Source organism: Arthrobacter endolithicus (genome assembly GCF_026627425.1).
Classification (GTDB): domain Bacteria; phylum Actinomycetota; class Actinomycetes; order Actinomycetales; family Micrococcaceae; genus Arthrobacter_M.
Window position 1 is genome coordinate 104,581 of record NZ_JAPNLH010000013.1, and the last position, 14,713, is coordinate 119,293.

General features: G+C 57.3%; 13 protein-coding genes. 6 read left to right on the forward strand and 7 right to left on the reverse strand.

Features of this window, described 5'->3' with window-relative positions; all coding sequences use genetic code 11:
• Window positions 1-42: 42 nt before the first annotated feature.
• Window positions 43-1,467 (reverse strand): tyrosine-protein kinase domain-containing protein, encoded by a 1,425-nt coding sequence (locus tag OS914_RS12665; RefSeq protein ID WP_267546422.1) that lies wholly within the window; start codon window positions 1,465-1,467, stop codon window positions 43-45.
• Window positions 1,468-1,631: 164 nt separating this feature from the next.
• Here OS914_RS12665 and OS914_RS12670 point away from each other — a divergent pair, with 164 nt between their 5' ends.
• The gene (locus OS914_RS12670; RefSeq protein ID WP_267546435.1) at window positions 1,632-2,261 is read left to right on the forward strand and encodes an arsenate reductase/protein-tyrosine-phosphatase family protein; all 630 of its coding nucleotides are present in this window, start codon (window positions 1,632-1,634) and stop codon (window positions 2,259-2,261) included.
• Here OS914_RS12670 and OS914_RS12675 read toward each other — a convergent pair.
• The gene (locus OS914_RS12675; RefSeq protein WP_267546423.1) at window positions 2,247-3,191 is read right to left on the reverse strand and encodes a glycosyltransferase family 2 protein; all 945 of its coding nucleotides are present in this window, start codon (window positions 3,189-3,191) and stop codon (window positions 2,247-2,249) included. The genes OS914_RS12670 and OS914_RS12675 overlap by 15 nt on opposite strands.
• A gap of 119 nt (window positions 3,192-3,310) precedes the next feature.
• On the opposite strand from OS914_RS12675, the gene OS914_RS12680 reads away from it, so the two are divergent.
• The gene (locus OS914_RS12680) at window positions 3,311-4,474 is read left to right on the forward strand and encodes a glycosyltransferase family 4 protein (RefSeq protein WP_267546424.1); all 1,164 of its coding nucleotides are present in this window, start codon (window positions 3,311-3,313) and stop codon (window positions 4,472-4,474) included.
• On the opposite strand, the gene OS914_RS12685 is transcribed toward OS914_RS12680, so the two are convergent.
• Both OS914_RS12685 and OS914_RS12690 read right to left on the reverse strand, forming a co-directional pair.
• Window positions 4,471-5,346: a hypothetical protein gene (locus OS914_RS12685; protein ID WP_267546425.1), complete on the reverse strand. Its 876-nt coding sequence runs from the start codon at window positions 5,344-5,346 to the stop codon at window positions 4,471-4,473. The genes OS914_RS12680 and OS914_RS12685 overlap by 4 nt on opposite strands.
• Window positions 5,347-6,492, reverse strand: coding sequence for a Gfo/Idh/MocA family protein (locus tag OS914_RS12690; protein WP_267546426.1), 1,146 nt, complete (start codon window positions 6,490-6,492; stop codon window positions 5,347-5,349).
• A 229-nt stretch (window positions 6,493-6,721) separates the two neighbouring features.
• Here OS914_RS12690 and OS914_RS12695 point away from each other — a divergent pair, with 229 nt between their 5' ends.
• Window positions 6,722-7,657, forward strand: a complete 936-nt coding sequence (locus OS914_RS12695; protein ID WP_267546427.1) for a glycosyltransferase family 2 protein — start codon at window positions 6,722-6,724, stop codon at window positions 7,655-7,657.
• On the opposite strand, the gene OS914_RS12700 is transcribed toward OS914_RS12695, so the two are convergent.
• Window positions 7,636-8,670, reverse strand: a complete 1,035-nt coding sequence (locus OS914_RS12700; protein ID WP_267546428.1) for a glycosyltransferase — start codon at window positions 8,668-8,670, stop codon at window positions 7,636-7,638. The two genes, OS914_RS12695 and OS914_RS12700, sit on opposite strands and share 22 nt — an antisense overlap.
• Before the next feature lie 345 nt (window positions 8,671-9,015).
• On the opposite strand from OS914_RS12700, the gene OS914_RS12705 reads away from it, so the two are divergent.
• Complete coding sequence (locus tag OS914_RS12705) at window positions 9,016-9,909, forward strand: glycosyltransferase family 4 protein (RefSeq protein ID WP_267546429.1); 894 nt, start codon at window positions 9,016-9,018, stop codon at window positions 9,907-9,909.
• A 1-nt stretch (window position 9,910) separates the two neighbouring features.
• Window positions 9,911-11,308, forward strand: a complete 1,398-nt coding sequence (locus OS914_RS12710) for a lipopolysaccharide biosynthesis protein (protein ID WP_267546430.1) — start codon at window positions 9,911-9,913, stop codon at window positions 11,306-11,308.
• Window positions 11,309-11,384: 76 nt separating this feature from the next.
• On the opposite strand, the gene OS914_RS12715 is transcribed toward OS914_RS12710, so the two are convergent.
• Window positions 11,385-12,593 (reverse strand): hypothetical protein, encoded by a 1,209-nt coding sequence (locus OS914_RS12715; protein ID WP_267546431.1) that lies wholly within the window; start codon window positions 12,591-12,593, stop codon window positions 11,385-11,387.
• A 479-nt stretch (window positions 12,594-13,072) separates the two neighbouring features.
• Between OS914_RS12715 and OS914_RS12720 the strand changes: the two genes are divergently transcribed.
• Window positions 13,073-13,330, forward strand: a complete 258-nt coding sequence (locus tag OS914_RS12720; RefSeq protein ID WP_267546436.1) for a tyrosine-type recombinase/integrase — start codon at window positions 13,073-13,075, stop codon at window positions 13,328-13,330.
• A gap of 199 nt (window positions 13,331-13,529) precedes the next feature.
• Here the strand turns inward: OS914_RS12720 and OS914_RS12725 are convergent, their stop codons facing one another.
• On the reverse strand, window positions 13,530-14,564 hold the full coding sequence (locus OS914_RS12725; RefSeq protein ID WP_267546432.1) for a transposase: 1,035 nt from the start codon (window positions 14,562-14,564) through the stop codon (window positions 13,530-13,532).
• Window positions 14,565-14,713: the final 149 nt, after the last annotated feature.

A 14,713-nucleotide genomic window follows, 5' to 3' on the forward strand; every position in this document is an offset into this window, starting at 1 on the left:
GATTTAGAACGGCGGGAGGCTGCTATATTCACCATTCGCCGGTCACGACGAGCTTTCCGCTTTTACCTGTTCCTCAACCGAATTCGTTGGTGCCGCCGCAGCGCTGTGAATGGCACCAGAAGCAGATTTGATTTCCGGTTCGTAACCATACTTGGCGTGCCGCTTTGAGTCCTTGACCCGGTTCAAGATCAGCCCCAGCACATGACCATTGACGGCTTCGACAGCGTCCACGGCTGAGCGCAGCTGACCGCGGCGCGTCGAATTCGATTTAAGGACGACCAACGCACCGTCCGTTATCCGGGTTAGGGCCAGAGAATCTGATACGGGCAAGAGTGGCGCAGAATCGAACACCACGATGTCGTAGTCCTCCGTTAACGTCTTAACTGTGGCGGCCATGGCTTCCGATGTGGTCAGCTGGACTGGATTTGGGGGCACTATGCCAGCGGGAAGGACATGGATGTTGCCCCAAGGTTCTATTACTTCGGCCAGCTCTGCTGATCCAGCCAGCACCGTGGTGAGTCCCACTCCCCCTTCGATGCCGCAGTAATAAGCAATTTGCGGCCGGCGCAAGTCGGAATCCACGAGCAAAACCCGTGCATAGCGCTCCGCAAGCGCAAGCGACAGATTAATCGCTGTCGTACTCTTCCCCTCGTGCGGCAGCGCCGAGGTAACAACCACGCTTCGCACTGTGGAATCCGGATTCATAAACTGCAAATTTGCAGCCAACCGACGAAAAGATTCGGCCTGCGTACCATACGGCGCCGCCTGGAATAACGGCTGGCGTCGCTCTTTCCGTCCCCTGTCACTAATGCGACCAAGTAGCGGAAGCTCCGAAATTCGCCGTAGATCTGCGTCCGTACGTACACGGGTATCCAATATCTGGCGCCCCAAGGCATACACGATGGCGAGAATCAGTCCGATCAGCAGGCCGGTCGCCGCGGACAGCCGGGTATTAGGTGTAAAGGGCCCGACGGCTGGCTGGGCCTCTGCGACCTGCTGCATAGTAATCGCAGGTGATCCGTTGGCCGCCTTCGGTGAAAGGGCTTGGGCAGTCACCGCCAAGGACGAAGAAACGGCGTTTGCAATTCGCGCCGCCTCCGCTGGGGATCCATTCGCCACCGTGATATTGATGAGTACTGTATTCAGCGGAGTATCAACGGAGATTGACGTGGCGAGATCCTGGGCGGATGTCGCGAGGTCAAGCTTCGTGATCACCGGATCCAAAACCGAGGGGAGCTTGGTCAACTGGGCGTACGACTGAATGAGGTTCTGGGTGAATGTTGAACCTTGGACGAGTTCGGTGGTTGTGTTGCCCTGTTGAGTTGACACAAACACGCTGCTGGTGGATTTGTACATCCGGGGCGCCAGTTGGGAAACCCCAAAGCCGACCAGCCCGCCGAGCAGGGTGATAATCACAATCAGCATCCAATGGCGCCTTAGGGCACCTGCATACTCTGACAGCTCCATATTCAGGTCCCTCCGTGGTACTTCCGCCAAGGATACATCCTGGGAGCTGGGAATAGGCCCTGAGTCGTCCAAGCTGAGTGCTTTGGAGGGAGAAATTTGTTTGGAGCTAGACTACTAGAAATTACTTAAGTCCATTGGGGAGCCTCACTGTGGTGTCGCTATTAGTGGTTTGTAGGGCAAATGTCTGTCGTTCTCCTTTTGCGGAAGAGCTCATGCGTTGTCGACTATCTGCAGCAGGTCGGAGCGACATTACTGTCTCAAGTGCAGGCGTTCGGGCGGCCGAGGGCATGGCTCTATGTAGCAACGCCGCTACGATGCTGGGAGGCCAGGACGGGTTTGACAGCTGGCCAGCCGACCGCAGATCGCGCCGATTGGACCGGGACATGATCGAACAATCGGACCTGATCCTGACGGCTTCGGTCGAACAGCGTTCTGCCGTGGCCGTTCTGCATCCTGTGGCGAGGCACCGTGCATTCACTCTCATGGAGGCCGCGGTAATTCTCCGGCAGCTCTCCTTGAAGAATGAGAACAACGAGGCCGGGCTACTGGCGTCCGACAGACCCCTAAGCGAGCTCACCGCGCAAATGTACGCGCTGCGAGGCTCTCTCCCGCTTGTGATCCCTGACAGTCGAGCTATTCTCCGCTCCATCCGGAGCTTGGACGTCCAGATGAACGAATGGGACATTGGGGATGGACACACAAACGGCGGCCGGGCCCATCGGAGGACGCTCCGCCAAGTCCATGATGCGTCCTTGGACATTGCTGCTGCGCTCGCTCAATTAGAGGTGCAGTGACTCCTCGCCCAGACCCGGCGGACGCTTGGACAATTTCCATCCATCCCTGGTACCTTGTGCAGCGGCTAACACGGCACCTGCAGGTCTGAAGAATTGGCGACGGCCGCCGCGAAGCAAAATATCGTACGCCGCTGGAATTGCGGTGCGCCTCCACTTGGCCACGTCCGCAGGGGGAAGGTTAAGCGCCGCGAATAGTAAACGGTTTCGGACATTGTAATAGTAGTAGAGGGTCGATTTCGCCCGCGCCTGGTGCGATCGTTCCAAGTGAGTACCGCCTTCATCGTGGATCGCAGAGGCGCCTTTGAGGACACGCAGATTACCACCCGCTGCGACAACACGAAAGGAAAAATCCACGTCCTCCCAATACAAAAAATACTCCTCGTTGAACCCTCCAGCCAGTTCCCACAACTCCCGGCTGATCATCAGGCATGCACCCGTCAACCATGGTCGAAGCCGGGCCCCAGACGTTCTGTTCCGACGCCGAGTGGAGCGTGTCTCGCCGTTGTCCAGATATACGTCGGATCCGTCAAACCAGACAGTGCCGTCTGTGCGGAATATTCTGGGCGAAACCATGGCCTTCGGATCCGCCGCAACAGCGTCTTGGAGTGCCGTTAGGTCTTTCCGTCCAATTGACGCGTCCGGATTCAAAAGGAGGAAGCGTTGTGCGCCACATTCGATTGCCGCAGAAACGCCCATGTTGACACCTCCACCGAAACCGATGTTTGTGGAAGAGGTGAGCAGCGTCCAGCCTTGCCGATCTGCTAGCCGACAAATAGCTTCCCGTTCGCCAGCGTCCGAGAAGTTATCGACGATAATTACAGCTGCTTCCGGGGTGTGTGCCGAAACTTTGGCTATGTTCGTCTCCAAGAGACGATGGGATCCGTAGTTCACTACAACGATTGCCAGTCTTGAATCCATATTCGTGGGCATGTGAGCACCTTACCGTTCGTAACCCTCATGGGGAGAGCGCTTACGAATTGTCCGATCTGTTTGAGGATAGGCTGTGCACGAAGAGATCAAAGGTGCGGGCCCAGAAGGTAGAGAAAACCATGAAAACACAGTCGCCTCCCGTCGTCTTGGTTGCCCATCCCAATCCGGAGCTCTATGGCGCAGACCGGATGCTTCTTGAGACGGTGCGGGGGCTCATCGGACAGGGCTCGAAGGTCATCGTCACCCTTCCCGAATCAGGGCCGCTCGTGGCCGAAATGGAAAATTGCGGTGCGACGGTTGTGCTGTGCCCCACGCCCGTGCTGCGAAAAGGCTTAGCCAATCCAGTCGGCCTTATCCTGTTGACGGGAGAGGCGCTCAAGGACGCGTTTCGTGGCTTGAGGCTGATCCGCAGGGTTCGTCCGGATGTTGTGTATGTGAGCACGGTGACCGTGCCCCTATGGTTTTTGCTTGCCCGCCTCACCCGATGTCCGGTTTTGTCGCACGTCCATGAAGCGGAACAGTCAGCTTCTCGAATCGTTCGTTTAGCGTTGGCCGCCCCCTTGCTGCTGGCGACTTCCATCGTGGCCAACAGCCACTACAGCGCCGGGGTACTTACGTCCGCCATCCCGCATCTGAAACGCCGGATGACCGTCATTTACAACGGGGTCCCGGGCCCCCCGCTGCCGACGGAAACCAGAGACTCGTTGAAGGGACGGGTGCGGCTTCTGTATGTCGGCAGACTCTCCAACCGGAAAGGAGTCGACGTTACTATCGACGCTGCCGCCGAACTACGGCGCCGGGACATGAACCTTCAGCTGGATATTGTCGGTGCAGTGTATCCCGGATACGAGTGGTACGAGCAGCAGCTCCAACGACAGGTCGAGGCGCTTGGATTGACGCACAGCGTTAGATTTCATGGATTCATGCCCGATGTGTGGCCGTTTCTGGTTCAGACCGACATTGTCCTAGTCCCGTCGCGGGTTGACGAGCCCTTTGGAAATACGGCGGTGGAGGCAATCCTGGCGGCAAGGCCTTTGGTTGTGAGTCAAACTTCCGGTCTCCGTGAGGCGGCCGGAGGATACGAGTCTCCACAGTTCGTCCCGATTGACGACGCCCGCGCGTTGGCAGACGCTGTTGAACGGATTACGAAGGACTGGAAATGCCACACTATCTCTGCCCGCATTGACTCTCTGCGCGCCGCGCGAAGGCATGACCCTCAGGTGTACCGGACTCAGATCAATATGGCGATAAACGAGCTAGCCAAATTCGCTACCAGATGCTAGGCGACAGGCTCCGGGTTCCACAGCTCTTTAACTAGTCGGACCGTGGATTTAATGTGTGCGGCGCTTGAGGCTCCAAAGACTATTGATTCAATATTGCCTTGGCCACGGACCCATTCCAGAGCTTCACGAGGTGCTATCGCTCCCGAGGCGAAAACAGACATTGCGATAGCCCTGAATTGGCGTTCCCGTAACGCCTGCTCATATCCAGGCATACCCCCAGCCATACGAAATCCGATTTTATTGATGTTGGAACAAATAATAGGATTTTCCAAACCGATTCCATCTAAGGAATCCAGCAGGCGCGGCAGATTCATGGTAATGAATCCCGGCACGGCTCCGTAGCGCTTGCGTACATGTTGGTCAAAGATGCGGAACGCCTCGTCGAAACCCAATCCCAGTAATAGGTCTACTACGACGTTCTGAAGAAAAATCACCGGCGTTTGAAGGCCATGGAACATTTTCATTTCTGCATCCACAAGCAACGTTATGATGCCGTCGACATCCTTCCGCGCGAGCGACTTCCCCCCGCGCAGGGCCGCTTTGATCAGCCCCTCCTCGGGAAGAACCCGCTTGAGAGCTCCAAGCATACCAACTTCCGTAACTGCATTTGCGTACTTATGGGCGTATGGCATGCAGGGGTAGAAGACGAAGTTCGGATAACGCGCTGGATCAGTCCGTATACGATCAGTGATGCCAGCAACGCGTTCGTGTGTAGTGCACATGAAGGTCCGCAACCCCGAATCATAGGCGTCATCAAGCACGGACATTACTGCCTCTATATCCTGAAAGCGCAAGGCCTGCGACCGTGCTTTCTCTTCGGACATATGATTGACGCCGAAAAACTGGTTGTCGCCGAAAAGCAATCTGTCCACTTAATTCCCCCTATTATCGGCTGATCGACGTGAGAGCTTTCCCATCGGCCATTTACGTCTCGGATGGGACCCGTCCATGGCCAACGGGCCGGATAGTGACAAGTTAGGATCCGTTTGACTGCCATCTGCGTCCCGTATCAGCATGTCAATCACCGAGTCTGCGACGGCCGAACTCGCAAAACTGTTTTGGTGTCCCGTCTCGGACAGTCCCAAGCCAGCGGCCGCGCTACGTACAAACTGGTCAAGCTCGGCACTGTATTCTTCTCCCCGTAAGTAGAACCAAACCGGTCCCGTCAAATCAGTCGTGTAGCGTACATTCCAGCCTGGTTCGTATCCCTCGGGCACCTTGGCTGTCTCCCGCAGATAAATCTGGCATTCCTGTCGGTCGACGGCGATCCGGCCTTCAGTTCCCCAGATCGTGATTTTCGTTGTCATCTTCCGGTACGACTCGTCCGACCAATTCACTGAGAGTTGCGCCGATTTTCCACCTTCGAAGTGGAGTGTGCTATATACCTCGTCCTCCGTGTTCTCTGAAAATATATGCCCACAAAAAGTTCCGGCAACACTCACAGGTGGACCGAAGTACCAGCTGATCAAATCGATGGTGTGGGCGGCGTAGTCATAGAGGCAACCGCCGCCACTCTCCCTGCGGTGACGCCAGGTAGCACCTTTGGCCTGAAGTACGACTGGCCCATACGACTCTGCCAAGATGTGAGTAGGCCTGCCGATGGCCTCGAAATCAAGCAGGTTCTTTGCCTCCCCGAACGCGGCGACGAAACGATTGTGGTAGCCGACTTGGCTAACGACTCCGTACTCCTTGGACAGAGCGACCAGTGCCCAGGAATCATATGGGTTAAGTGTCAGGGGCTTTTCGCAAAAGACGTGAAGTCGTCGTCGGATGGCCTGTTCCACCATTTTGAAGTGCGTTCCGGTTGGGGTGGCGATGATGACTGCGTCAAGACTTGCCTCATCAAGCATGAGCTCGTAATCGGTGTAGGTTCTAAGGCCCGTATACTTTTCCAACACGTCTAAAATGTACTTAGCCGAGTCACAAACGGCCGCCACCTCAACTTCAGGATGGGCCCGGAGCATCGCTAGATGGGACAAACCCATTTTTCCAATTCCAACTACGGCTACTCGAATCATAGTCTCCCCTGTGGGTTGACCGTGCCACCTGCAATAGTTCTGAATTAACCCCGCTGGCAGAACCGGATCGACGGTATGCGAATAGTATCATTACAGTTTCTTGACCGCCCGGCATAGTGCCCTTGTCCCCTGCTATGACGTCCGGAGGCAACTCGACCACGGGGACAGAATCGTTTGATATACATGGAGCCATGGAGCACATCTCGAAACCTCAGCCCGAAGTATCCTCATGCATCTGACTGTTGCTGTTCTCACATATAACCGACCCACGGATCTCGCGGCCTTATTGCCGCTGTTGACGCAGCAAATCATTAGCGTGCGATCCGATGAGTTGGCTGCCGAAATACTAGTCGTCGACAACGATCCCCGCGGGGGTGCCTGCACATCCGTACAGGCCTACGCGAGCCAATCGCCGTCGGTGCAAGTCAGATACCAAAACGAACGCCGGCCTGGCATATCTGCTGCGCGAAACAAGGCCCTAAGCGACTCTGCCCGTTCCGATCTGCTGGTTTTTATCGACGACGACGAGCGACCAACGGATCAGTGGCTGTGTCACCTGTTGGCGACCTATCAGGATTACCATCCGGCCGCCGTCGTCGGTCCAGTGGTTTCCGAGTTCGAACATCCGCCGGAGCCCTGGATCCTAGCGGGCGAGTTCTTCAAGAGGCGTCGACTGGCGACGGGAACGAAAGTGTCCGTCGCTGCCACTAACAACTTATTATTGGATCTGCGTCATGTGCGTTCCGCGGACCTTTTCTTCGACCTGGAATTCGGCATCACGGGGGGCGATGACACCATGTTTACCCGGCAGTTGCATAAGAGTGGTGGGGCAATGATCTGGTGTGATGAGGCCGTCGTGTTAGATATCGTGCCAGCCACGCGGCTAACCCGTAGGTGGGTGCTGCAGCGTGCCTTTAGCAGTGGGAATACCTGGAGCTTAGTGTCCATCAAGCTTGCGGATCGGACGTTTTCCAAGCATCTTTGCCGGGTCCGGCTGAGTTGGAAAGGCATAGTTCGAATGATCGCGGGACTCGGACGCACAGGAATTGGATTTGTCTCTGGCCTCGATCGGCACCAGGCAAAAGGACTACGCACCCTGGCGCGAGGAGCCGGAATAGTGGCAGGGGTCTTTGCCTACCGGTTTCAGGAGTACCGCCGCCGGTGACTGCGCGTAAACCCCAATGCTTCCTGATAGGCGACCAAATGGCCATCGCCAGCGTTGCTCCAATCCCGTGCTTCCAGCTCGGGCCTTTCGGACCGGTCGTCCTTCCGGACTTGGCGAAGTACCTCCGCGATTCGAAGTCCAGTTAATTCGCCGGAGTACATATAGATCCAGCCCACTCCGACCTCTTGGGCTAGTTTGCGGTTCACTACGTTGTCAGGGACGAGAACGGGCCGATCCAAAGACAATGCAGCCAGCACTCCGCCCGAGTTATGCATTTCAGCGTAGGGCAGCACTACCAACTCGCTTTGGCTCACCTCAAGGACCAATTCCGCATCGGATTGAAACCTCAACGACAGGGAAATGCGGTCATCTCCGACAGCGAGCCGACGCAGCCCTTGGTCCAAATCAACCGAGGAAGGACGTCCAACTATGTGCAGGGTCAGCTCTGTTTCCTCTGCTTCCATCTGTCGAAACGCGGCTATCAGCCGGTCGACTCCCTTGTATCGTCGAATCTGTCCGAAAAAACAGAGCCGTCCGTCAACATGTACAGGTTTTTCATAGCCGCCAAACCATTCCCTGTAGTGGCCGTGGACAACGAGCGCCCCTCGCTGATATGGCGCAAGTTCGGTCGAGGTATTCAGCACTATGCGGTAGGCCGTCATCGCGTCTATAAAATTCAGCAATCTCTCCTCTACCCAGGAGATGTCCTTCGGGGCGGCCACGTTGTGAACGGTTCTAACAACAGAGGACCGGGAAAAACTCAAACGCAGAAGCAACAAGATGAATAGAATCTGGCGGCCCAGCTTCCGCACAGGGGTTCGCCCTGTGACCAGAATTTCCGGCCAGTGAACATGAAAGATGTCGTAGCGCCCCAAGAGGGCTTCCCGCCAAGAAAAATTCTTGATTGCCAAGCCGTCCATATTGGATAGACTTTGCCACAACATGGTGATGTACGGGTTGGTGGTTTCTCTGGGGACCGGGAAGGACTGGAGAACGACAATTCGTTTGGCCATATTGGGCCTCCACTTCAAACTCTTCGCCAATGGAACTATGCCTCACGGTACAACTTCACATGAGTGTTCGAATGCATACACCATACCGGTTGCCCGACCAGAGATGAAATACAGCTCGCGGAAGGAGGGCCTGTGCCGAGGAATCGACTCAAATTCACACGCGCGCGACTCTATGAGTCGCTTCGGACAGCGCATTTAGAGCGCGCTCACGAACTTCAACCGGCCTCAATTCTCTATCGGAAAAGACGATACGATTTTGACACGAGTCTCGCCGCCGAACTGGACGTCATACAGGCTGGCCGGCTTGAAGCCGCCCTGATTTTGTCAACGTCTGCGATAAGGTCTTTGGAGATTAACGAGCCGCTGATGCTTTCCAGTTTGCCAGCGACGGTATTGGCCTTGTTGGGGCTACGATTACGCGAGCTTCTAGGAGGTCCGCATGTTTTGGTGGTCACCTATGCCATTGGTAATGCCGACCCTTTCACCCAAATCGTGAGGTCGACGTGGAAAAGCCAACTACGAAAACGCGTCGAGCGTGCCATGGCAGCCATGGTCTGGCAGCGTGTGGACCGGATTGCCTATGGAACTGCGGCTGCAATGGTCATGTACGATGGGGTTTTGCCGCATCGACCCCCGGGACTACGGGAGACGCTCATCCCTGCGCTTCCCTCCCCTTGCCGCTGTCGATCAGACATCCCTAAGGAACAAGACCGCGTCATCTATCTCGGAGATCTGTCTGAGCGTAAAGGATTCCCTCTTGTATTGAGGGCATGGCCTGAGGTTGTGCGGCAACGGCCCGGTGCCAAACTCACCATTGTGGGGAAAGGTGTGATGGAGTCGCTGGCTCGAGCGGCGGCGGATAAGAGTGCCGAAATCGAAGTCGCCATTGATCCGAGCCGCTTGGAAATCCACCGACAGCTCCAGCGTTCACATGTCTTGGTCTTGCCTTCTCAAGCAACATCTGCTTGGCGGGAGCAAGTCGGTTTGCCCATTGTGGAGGGACTCGCACACGGGTGTTCGGTCGTGACCAGCACGGAGACCGGATTGGCCACTTGGCTGCACGAAAACGGGCACTCAACCGTTTCCCCCGAGAGCTCACCAATCACTCTCGCCGCCGCGATCTGTCAGCAACTGGCGGGCATGCCCGACTTGGACGAGATTTATGCCGTATTGCCTAAAGTGGATGGAAGGCAAGCAGCGGATGCCTGGCTTTTCGATGGCTCGCCCTTAGGTATGTAGATTGTCAAACATCACGTCTAACGATCCGTCTAAGGCACACACTGCCGGCACCTCCTTGTGGGCGAAACTGGGAACCACCGCTGGAATCAAAGTCGTCGTTATGGGACTGACCGGTCTGTTCGCCGTCATCACCAGCAAACTGATCATTTCGCATTTCGGAACTGATGCTTACGCCCAATACGGTTTGCTCTCATCATTCCCGACGCTGCTCCCGTTTGCCGATCTCGGCATCGCCGCAGTTGTCATCAACGCCATTGCGGAATCGAAGTCCCCCCGAAAAGATGAACAGGTTAGGCGTTCAATCCTCACAGCACTGCGGATCCTGCTGATCTCCGGGAGCCTAATCATCGCCATTTCAGCTTTTATCTCGATCTTCGGCTGGTGGCCACTGCTTTTGGGAAACGGGCTTGAGGCAAACGGAGGCAGCCTCGCCGCATTCGCGTGTCTGGCAATTTTCGCTCTTGCCCTTCCGCTTTCTGTTGGACAGCGGATTCTTGTCGGACTGGAACGAACCGGTACCCAAGTCATGAGCCAGGTGGTGGTCGCTCCCCTGATTCTCGCTGCCGTCGCGATAGCGATTGCTGTTGCCGCACCGGCTGGCAGCTACCTGGCCGTTTTTTCCTATCTGGCAAGTGCTGTGAACTCCGTTATCTGCCTGGTGATTGCTGGACGCCTGATTCATCCCCAGCTGGCTTCGGCTATCAGGTCGATCGTGCGGTTCCGTCGGGATCCGGGAGTTCGCGTTGTACACCTGGCCTGGCCTATGTTGCTGCAGATGATCGCTTTACCGATTGCCATGCAAAGCGACAGACTGCTCCTCAGTCATCTCACTCGCGGACCCGAGCTCGCACAGTACAACCTAGCATCTCAGCTTTTTGGCATGATCCTTCAGACAATCGCCGCTGCGGGAATCGCCCTTTGGCCTTTTTACGCCAAAGCCAGGTCGGTATCCCGGATTGAGTCACCCCTGGTACCGACAATGTGGTTCGCGACAGGCGGCCTGGTTCTCTCCGGAATGATGGCAGCAGTCTCACCGTGGCTGGTCAGGTTCATCTCGGATGGCAAAATCATTTTGGACCCATGGATACTTCTGGGCTTCGTAATATTTGTCTTGCTGCAAGCGGCCAAGTACCCGGTAGGAATGTACATGACTGATCGCAGCGGTCTTAGATTCCAAGTCATTCCGATTTTGGTTCTGGTCCCTATAAATCTGGCCCTGTCCTGGTGGCTCATCGGACTTGTCGGTGCCGCCGGCCCGATCCTGGGATCTGCAATTTCAGTGGCACTGTGCCAAGTGCTGCCGAATCTCTGGTACGTCCACCGCGACCTGCGGCGCCGGCGAAACCTAGAGAGCCAAGTAGAAAGTGGGCCTGCCGCAGTAGATCTCCAAGGTCCTTGACCGAGAGCGGTCGGAAGCTGGCTGGATCTGCCGCAGCGTAGAAGCTGCGGCAGGTCCGGAGTCAACAAGTCTCGTCCTATGCGATGTTGTACTGCTTACCCGAGAATGCCCACTTGTACGGCACTTTGGTCTTGTCATCGGATTTCACGACTAGGGGAGGATTGGCAGTAGTCATCGTATTGCCCGTCCAGTATGGGGACCACGTCTCGATATAGAATTTATTGTTCCCCCAAATATCGTTGTACGTCGGATTGACCACCTTTAAGGTGCCGTTGGCACTTGAGTGAGCAACGCCGCCGCGCGTTAGGGTGAACTTGTCGTTCGAGTGGGTCATATGAACCCCGCGGCGGGTCTCGCGGGTCAGAATCGTAGGGTTACGATGTTCGCAGCCTGACGTCCGCTCGTGGTTGATCCCGCTTCCGGCCGTAACCCCTCGGACGTTGTCGTCGGCCCGCCCAACCTTAATGTTCTCAGTGATGACGTTGAAGGATTGGAACAGAACAACGGGGTTGGCGACGCAATGATGGGCGACGCAGTCCACCATACTGCCGCCAACCGTATCCTGGTAGGTCAGTCCGACGGCACCAAACGACGGCCCACCTTCCGCACGCCGTCCGTCGGCTTCCACTCGCGTCAGCGTATTATTGGATCCACCGTGAAGGGTCAGACCGAAAGTCTCCCCGGGTGGCGCACCGTTGTTTCCTGCCCATCCGGTGACCAAAACATCCGTGACTGCCACTACGCCGCCTGGGTTATAGACGGCAAATCCGTGAAATATATGTCCTTGCTCCGTTCCTGCTACCTGGAACTGACCAAACGTTGCGCCCGAAGTAGAGCCGGAGTGCATCATCACAGTGGTCGGTGTCGTCCCTCCGCTGCTCTGCGCCGGGACCAGAGAACGCTTGCTGGAGGTGTTCTCACGGATAGTAAAGATAGTCCCTGTGCTGCCGCCCACGGTTCCTCGTCCGCTGCCCCAAATTCCCTTGGCGATTTTGGGGATGGAAATCCCTGCGTTATAACCGGTGCCGAAGTCCGAGCACTCGAAGCGACCCTCGGGGAAAGTGATAATGGCAGGCTGAGTCAGGCGGGCCATAGCGGCTGAAACTGTATCACCAGGCTTATACAAGTCCTCGTAGCGAACATACCCGGTACCCGTGGGACGTACAGTGCCCGAATCCGCCGGAGCCGCTGCAGCGGGGCGTCCGCCCGATACCCCGGCAATGCCTAGTGCCGCTACTACGCCCATCCCCAAGGCGCTGCGGCGCGAAAAAGTACTCGATTCCATAAATAATGATCCTTAAGAGGGAGCGAACCTAGAGATTGAAGTGCTCCAATAGAGATAACAGCTCGGTAACGTTGCCCCATAAGGATCGGGGACGCTTCCCCCAAATGTCAAAATTCGTGATCCCTGACTCATCTGTCGCGCCAGCTGCAGCATGACGAAGGAGTAATGATTGAAACCTGTTGATGTCCTGGGGTTCCCTCCCTCGGTGAAACAACTTTCAATCAGCCTGGCATGGGAGTGCGGGTGGTAAGGAACGCACATGCTCAATCTAATCGGAGGCACCACGACGTGCCAAGACTCCCAGAGTCATTTCAAAGTCCGATGAGGTTGCGGGCGATTTTTTGGGTTGCGTCCGGCGGTGCGGAGGGCTTTGGCGATGTTGGTGGCGCCGGTGAATCGGTGGAGGGTGCCGGAGATCAATCCATGCCCAAAACACCTCACCGCAGCCAGCCCGGAACTACGTCCGGGACCGGCCGCCGATCGGTGGATCAAGGCTAAGCCGTGAGCAGGTCACCGCGATCCTGGCAGCCCCGGACCGCTCCACCTGGAGCGGGTGCCGTGACGCGGCCATGCTCACCACCGCTTACAACACCGGCGCCCGCGTCTCGGAAATCACTGCACTGCGCGTAGGCGATGTCCTACTGGAACGTCAATCAGCCATGCATCTAAACGGCAAGGGCCGCAAAGAACGCGTCATCCCCCTCTGGAAAAACACCGCGACCGAGCTGCGGACCTAGGAGTGCGCTGAACAAGGGGCAATTCGGGGCAGTGGATTTGGGTTCCCCACCGTTCAAGTGGCCTTGGGCGGCCTGCTGCGGGCCTGGTTTTCGGGCGCCGGAAATCTGCTGAGTGAATTTTCTGGGGCGTGTGGTCCGTCTGCGGCTCCGGGCGGGGTGGATTTGGTCCGTGGCCGTTGTTGGCCGTCCTTTTCGCCGGTTATCCCAGGGCCCAGGCTCCGTCGTGGCTGGTGAGGCCGAGTTTTAGCAGTCGCCGAAGGTTCAACGCTCCGATTCGTTGTTGCAGCCAGGCGTTGTTCTTTTCCACGCCCCGGTATCGCAGGCGCCGGTTGCCTCCGGCGACCAGCCAGCCGATGGACCGCTCCACCAGGGGACGGTAGGCCCGGTAGTCATGTTTGAAACCGGGCTCGCGGGCGGCGGCCCGGTGGGCGCGCTGGCGGGCGTGGTGCTTGGTGATGACAACTTTCCGTCCGCCCTTGGCCTTGGTGCACTGCTCCCGCAACGGGCACGCCTTGCACGCAGTGCCGAAGTTCACGTTGCCCCGGGGGCTGATCTTCCGGACCTCACCGGCCGGGCAGGTGAGCGTGTTCTTCGCTTCGTCGTGGGTGAAGTCGTCCAGGTCGTAGCCCCCGGGCACGGCCGGGCGCAGCGGCTTGGGCTTGACCAGCCCCCGGTGCCCGGCCGCGTCGAGGGTCTCAAGCATGGGACCGGAACCATAGGCCGAGTCCCCCAGCACCTGATAATCCACGGCCGGATCCTGCATGGTCTCATCGGTGCCCAGCAGCACGATGCCAGCGTCCGCGTCGCTGGAACCGGGCCCGGCGGCCTTCGTCATCACGGCGTTGGTGTAGAGCCCGGTCTCCGGTTCGGCGATGATGTGGCCCTTGAAGCCGTCCATCATCACGGAGCGGGACTTGTGCGCGTGCCGGGCCTGCGGATCGACGGTGGAAACGATCCGGTCCGGGGCGACCTTCCGGGCGATCCGCCACCGCCCGTCCGTGCCGTCGGAGCCCTCGGCCGGCTCCACGTCCTGGCCCGAAACCAGCGCCAGCAACACGTACGCCTGATACGCCGGGGAACCCTCTTCCAGGGTGCCCGGGTCCACCGCGCCCAGCAGTGCCAGGGCGTCGGTGACCAGCCCCGAAATCAGTTCCTCTTTCGCCTCCTTATCGTCCCAGGCAATGTCCGGCTTGCCCGGGCGTGTGTAGTCGTAGGAGGTCGCGTGAACCGCCATCAAGGTCGCGCCGTGCTCCATGTGTGTGTGATCAACTATTTGTAGGCCGTTTTAGCTAGGAATGTAGGCCGAGTTAGCGGCTCGTTTCAGGCCAAAAGAGCGCTAAGAATCAGGCCAGTTTTTTCCCCTCCAAATCATGGTTTCGGGGT

Excerpts from the sequence above, each read along its gene's own strand:
- OS914_RS12690 (WP_267546426.1), bottom strand. The coding sequence starts at position 6,492 with ATGATTCGAGTAGCCGTAGTTGGAATTGGAAAAATGGGTTTGTCCCAT.
- OS914_RS12675 (WP_267546423.1), bottom strand. The coding sequence starts at position 3,191 with ATGCCCACGAATATGGATTCAAGACTGGCAATCGTTGTAGTGAACTAC.
- OS914_RS12695 (WP_267546427.1), top strand. The coding sequence starts at position 6,722 with ATGCATCTGACTGTTGCTGTTCTCACATATAACCGACCCACGGATCTC.
- OS914_RS12700 (WP_267546428.1), bottom strand. The coding sequence starts at position 8,670 with ATGGCCAAACGAATTGTCGTTCTCCAGTCCTTCCCGGTCCCCAGAGAA.
- OS914_RS12715 (WP_267546431.1), bottom strand. The coding sequence starts at position 12,593 with ATGGAATCGAGTACTTTTTCGCGCCGCAGCGCCTTGGGGATGGGCGTA.
- OS914_RS12665 (WP_267546422.1), bottom strand. The coding sequence starts at position 1,467 with ATGGAGCTGTCAGAGTATGCAGGTGCCCTAAGGCGCCATTGGATGCTG.
- OS914_RS12725 (WP_267546432.1), bottom strand. The coding sequence starts at position 14,564 with ATGGCGGTTCACGCGACCTCCTACGACTACACACGCCCGGGCAAGCCG.
- OS914_RS12680 (WP_267546424.1), top strand. The coding sequence starts at position 3,311 with ATGAAAACACAGTCGCCTCCCGTCGTCTTGGTTGCCCATCCCAATCCG.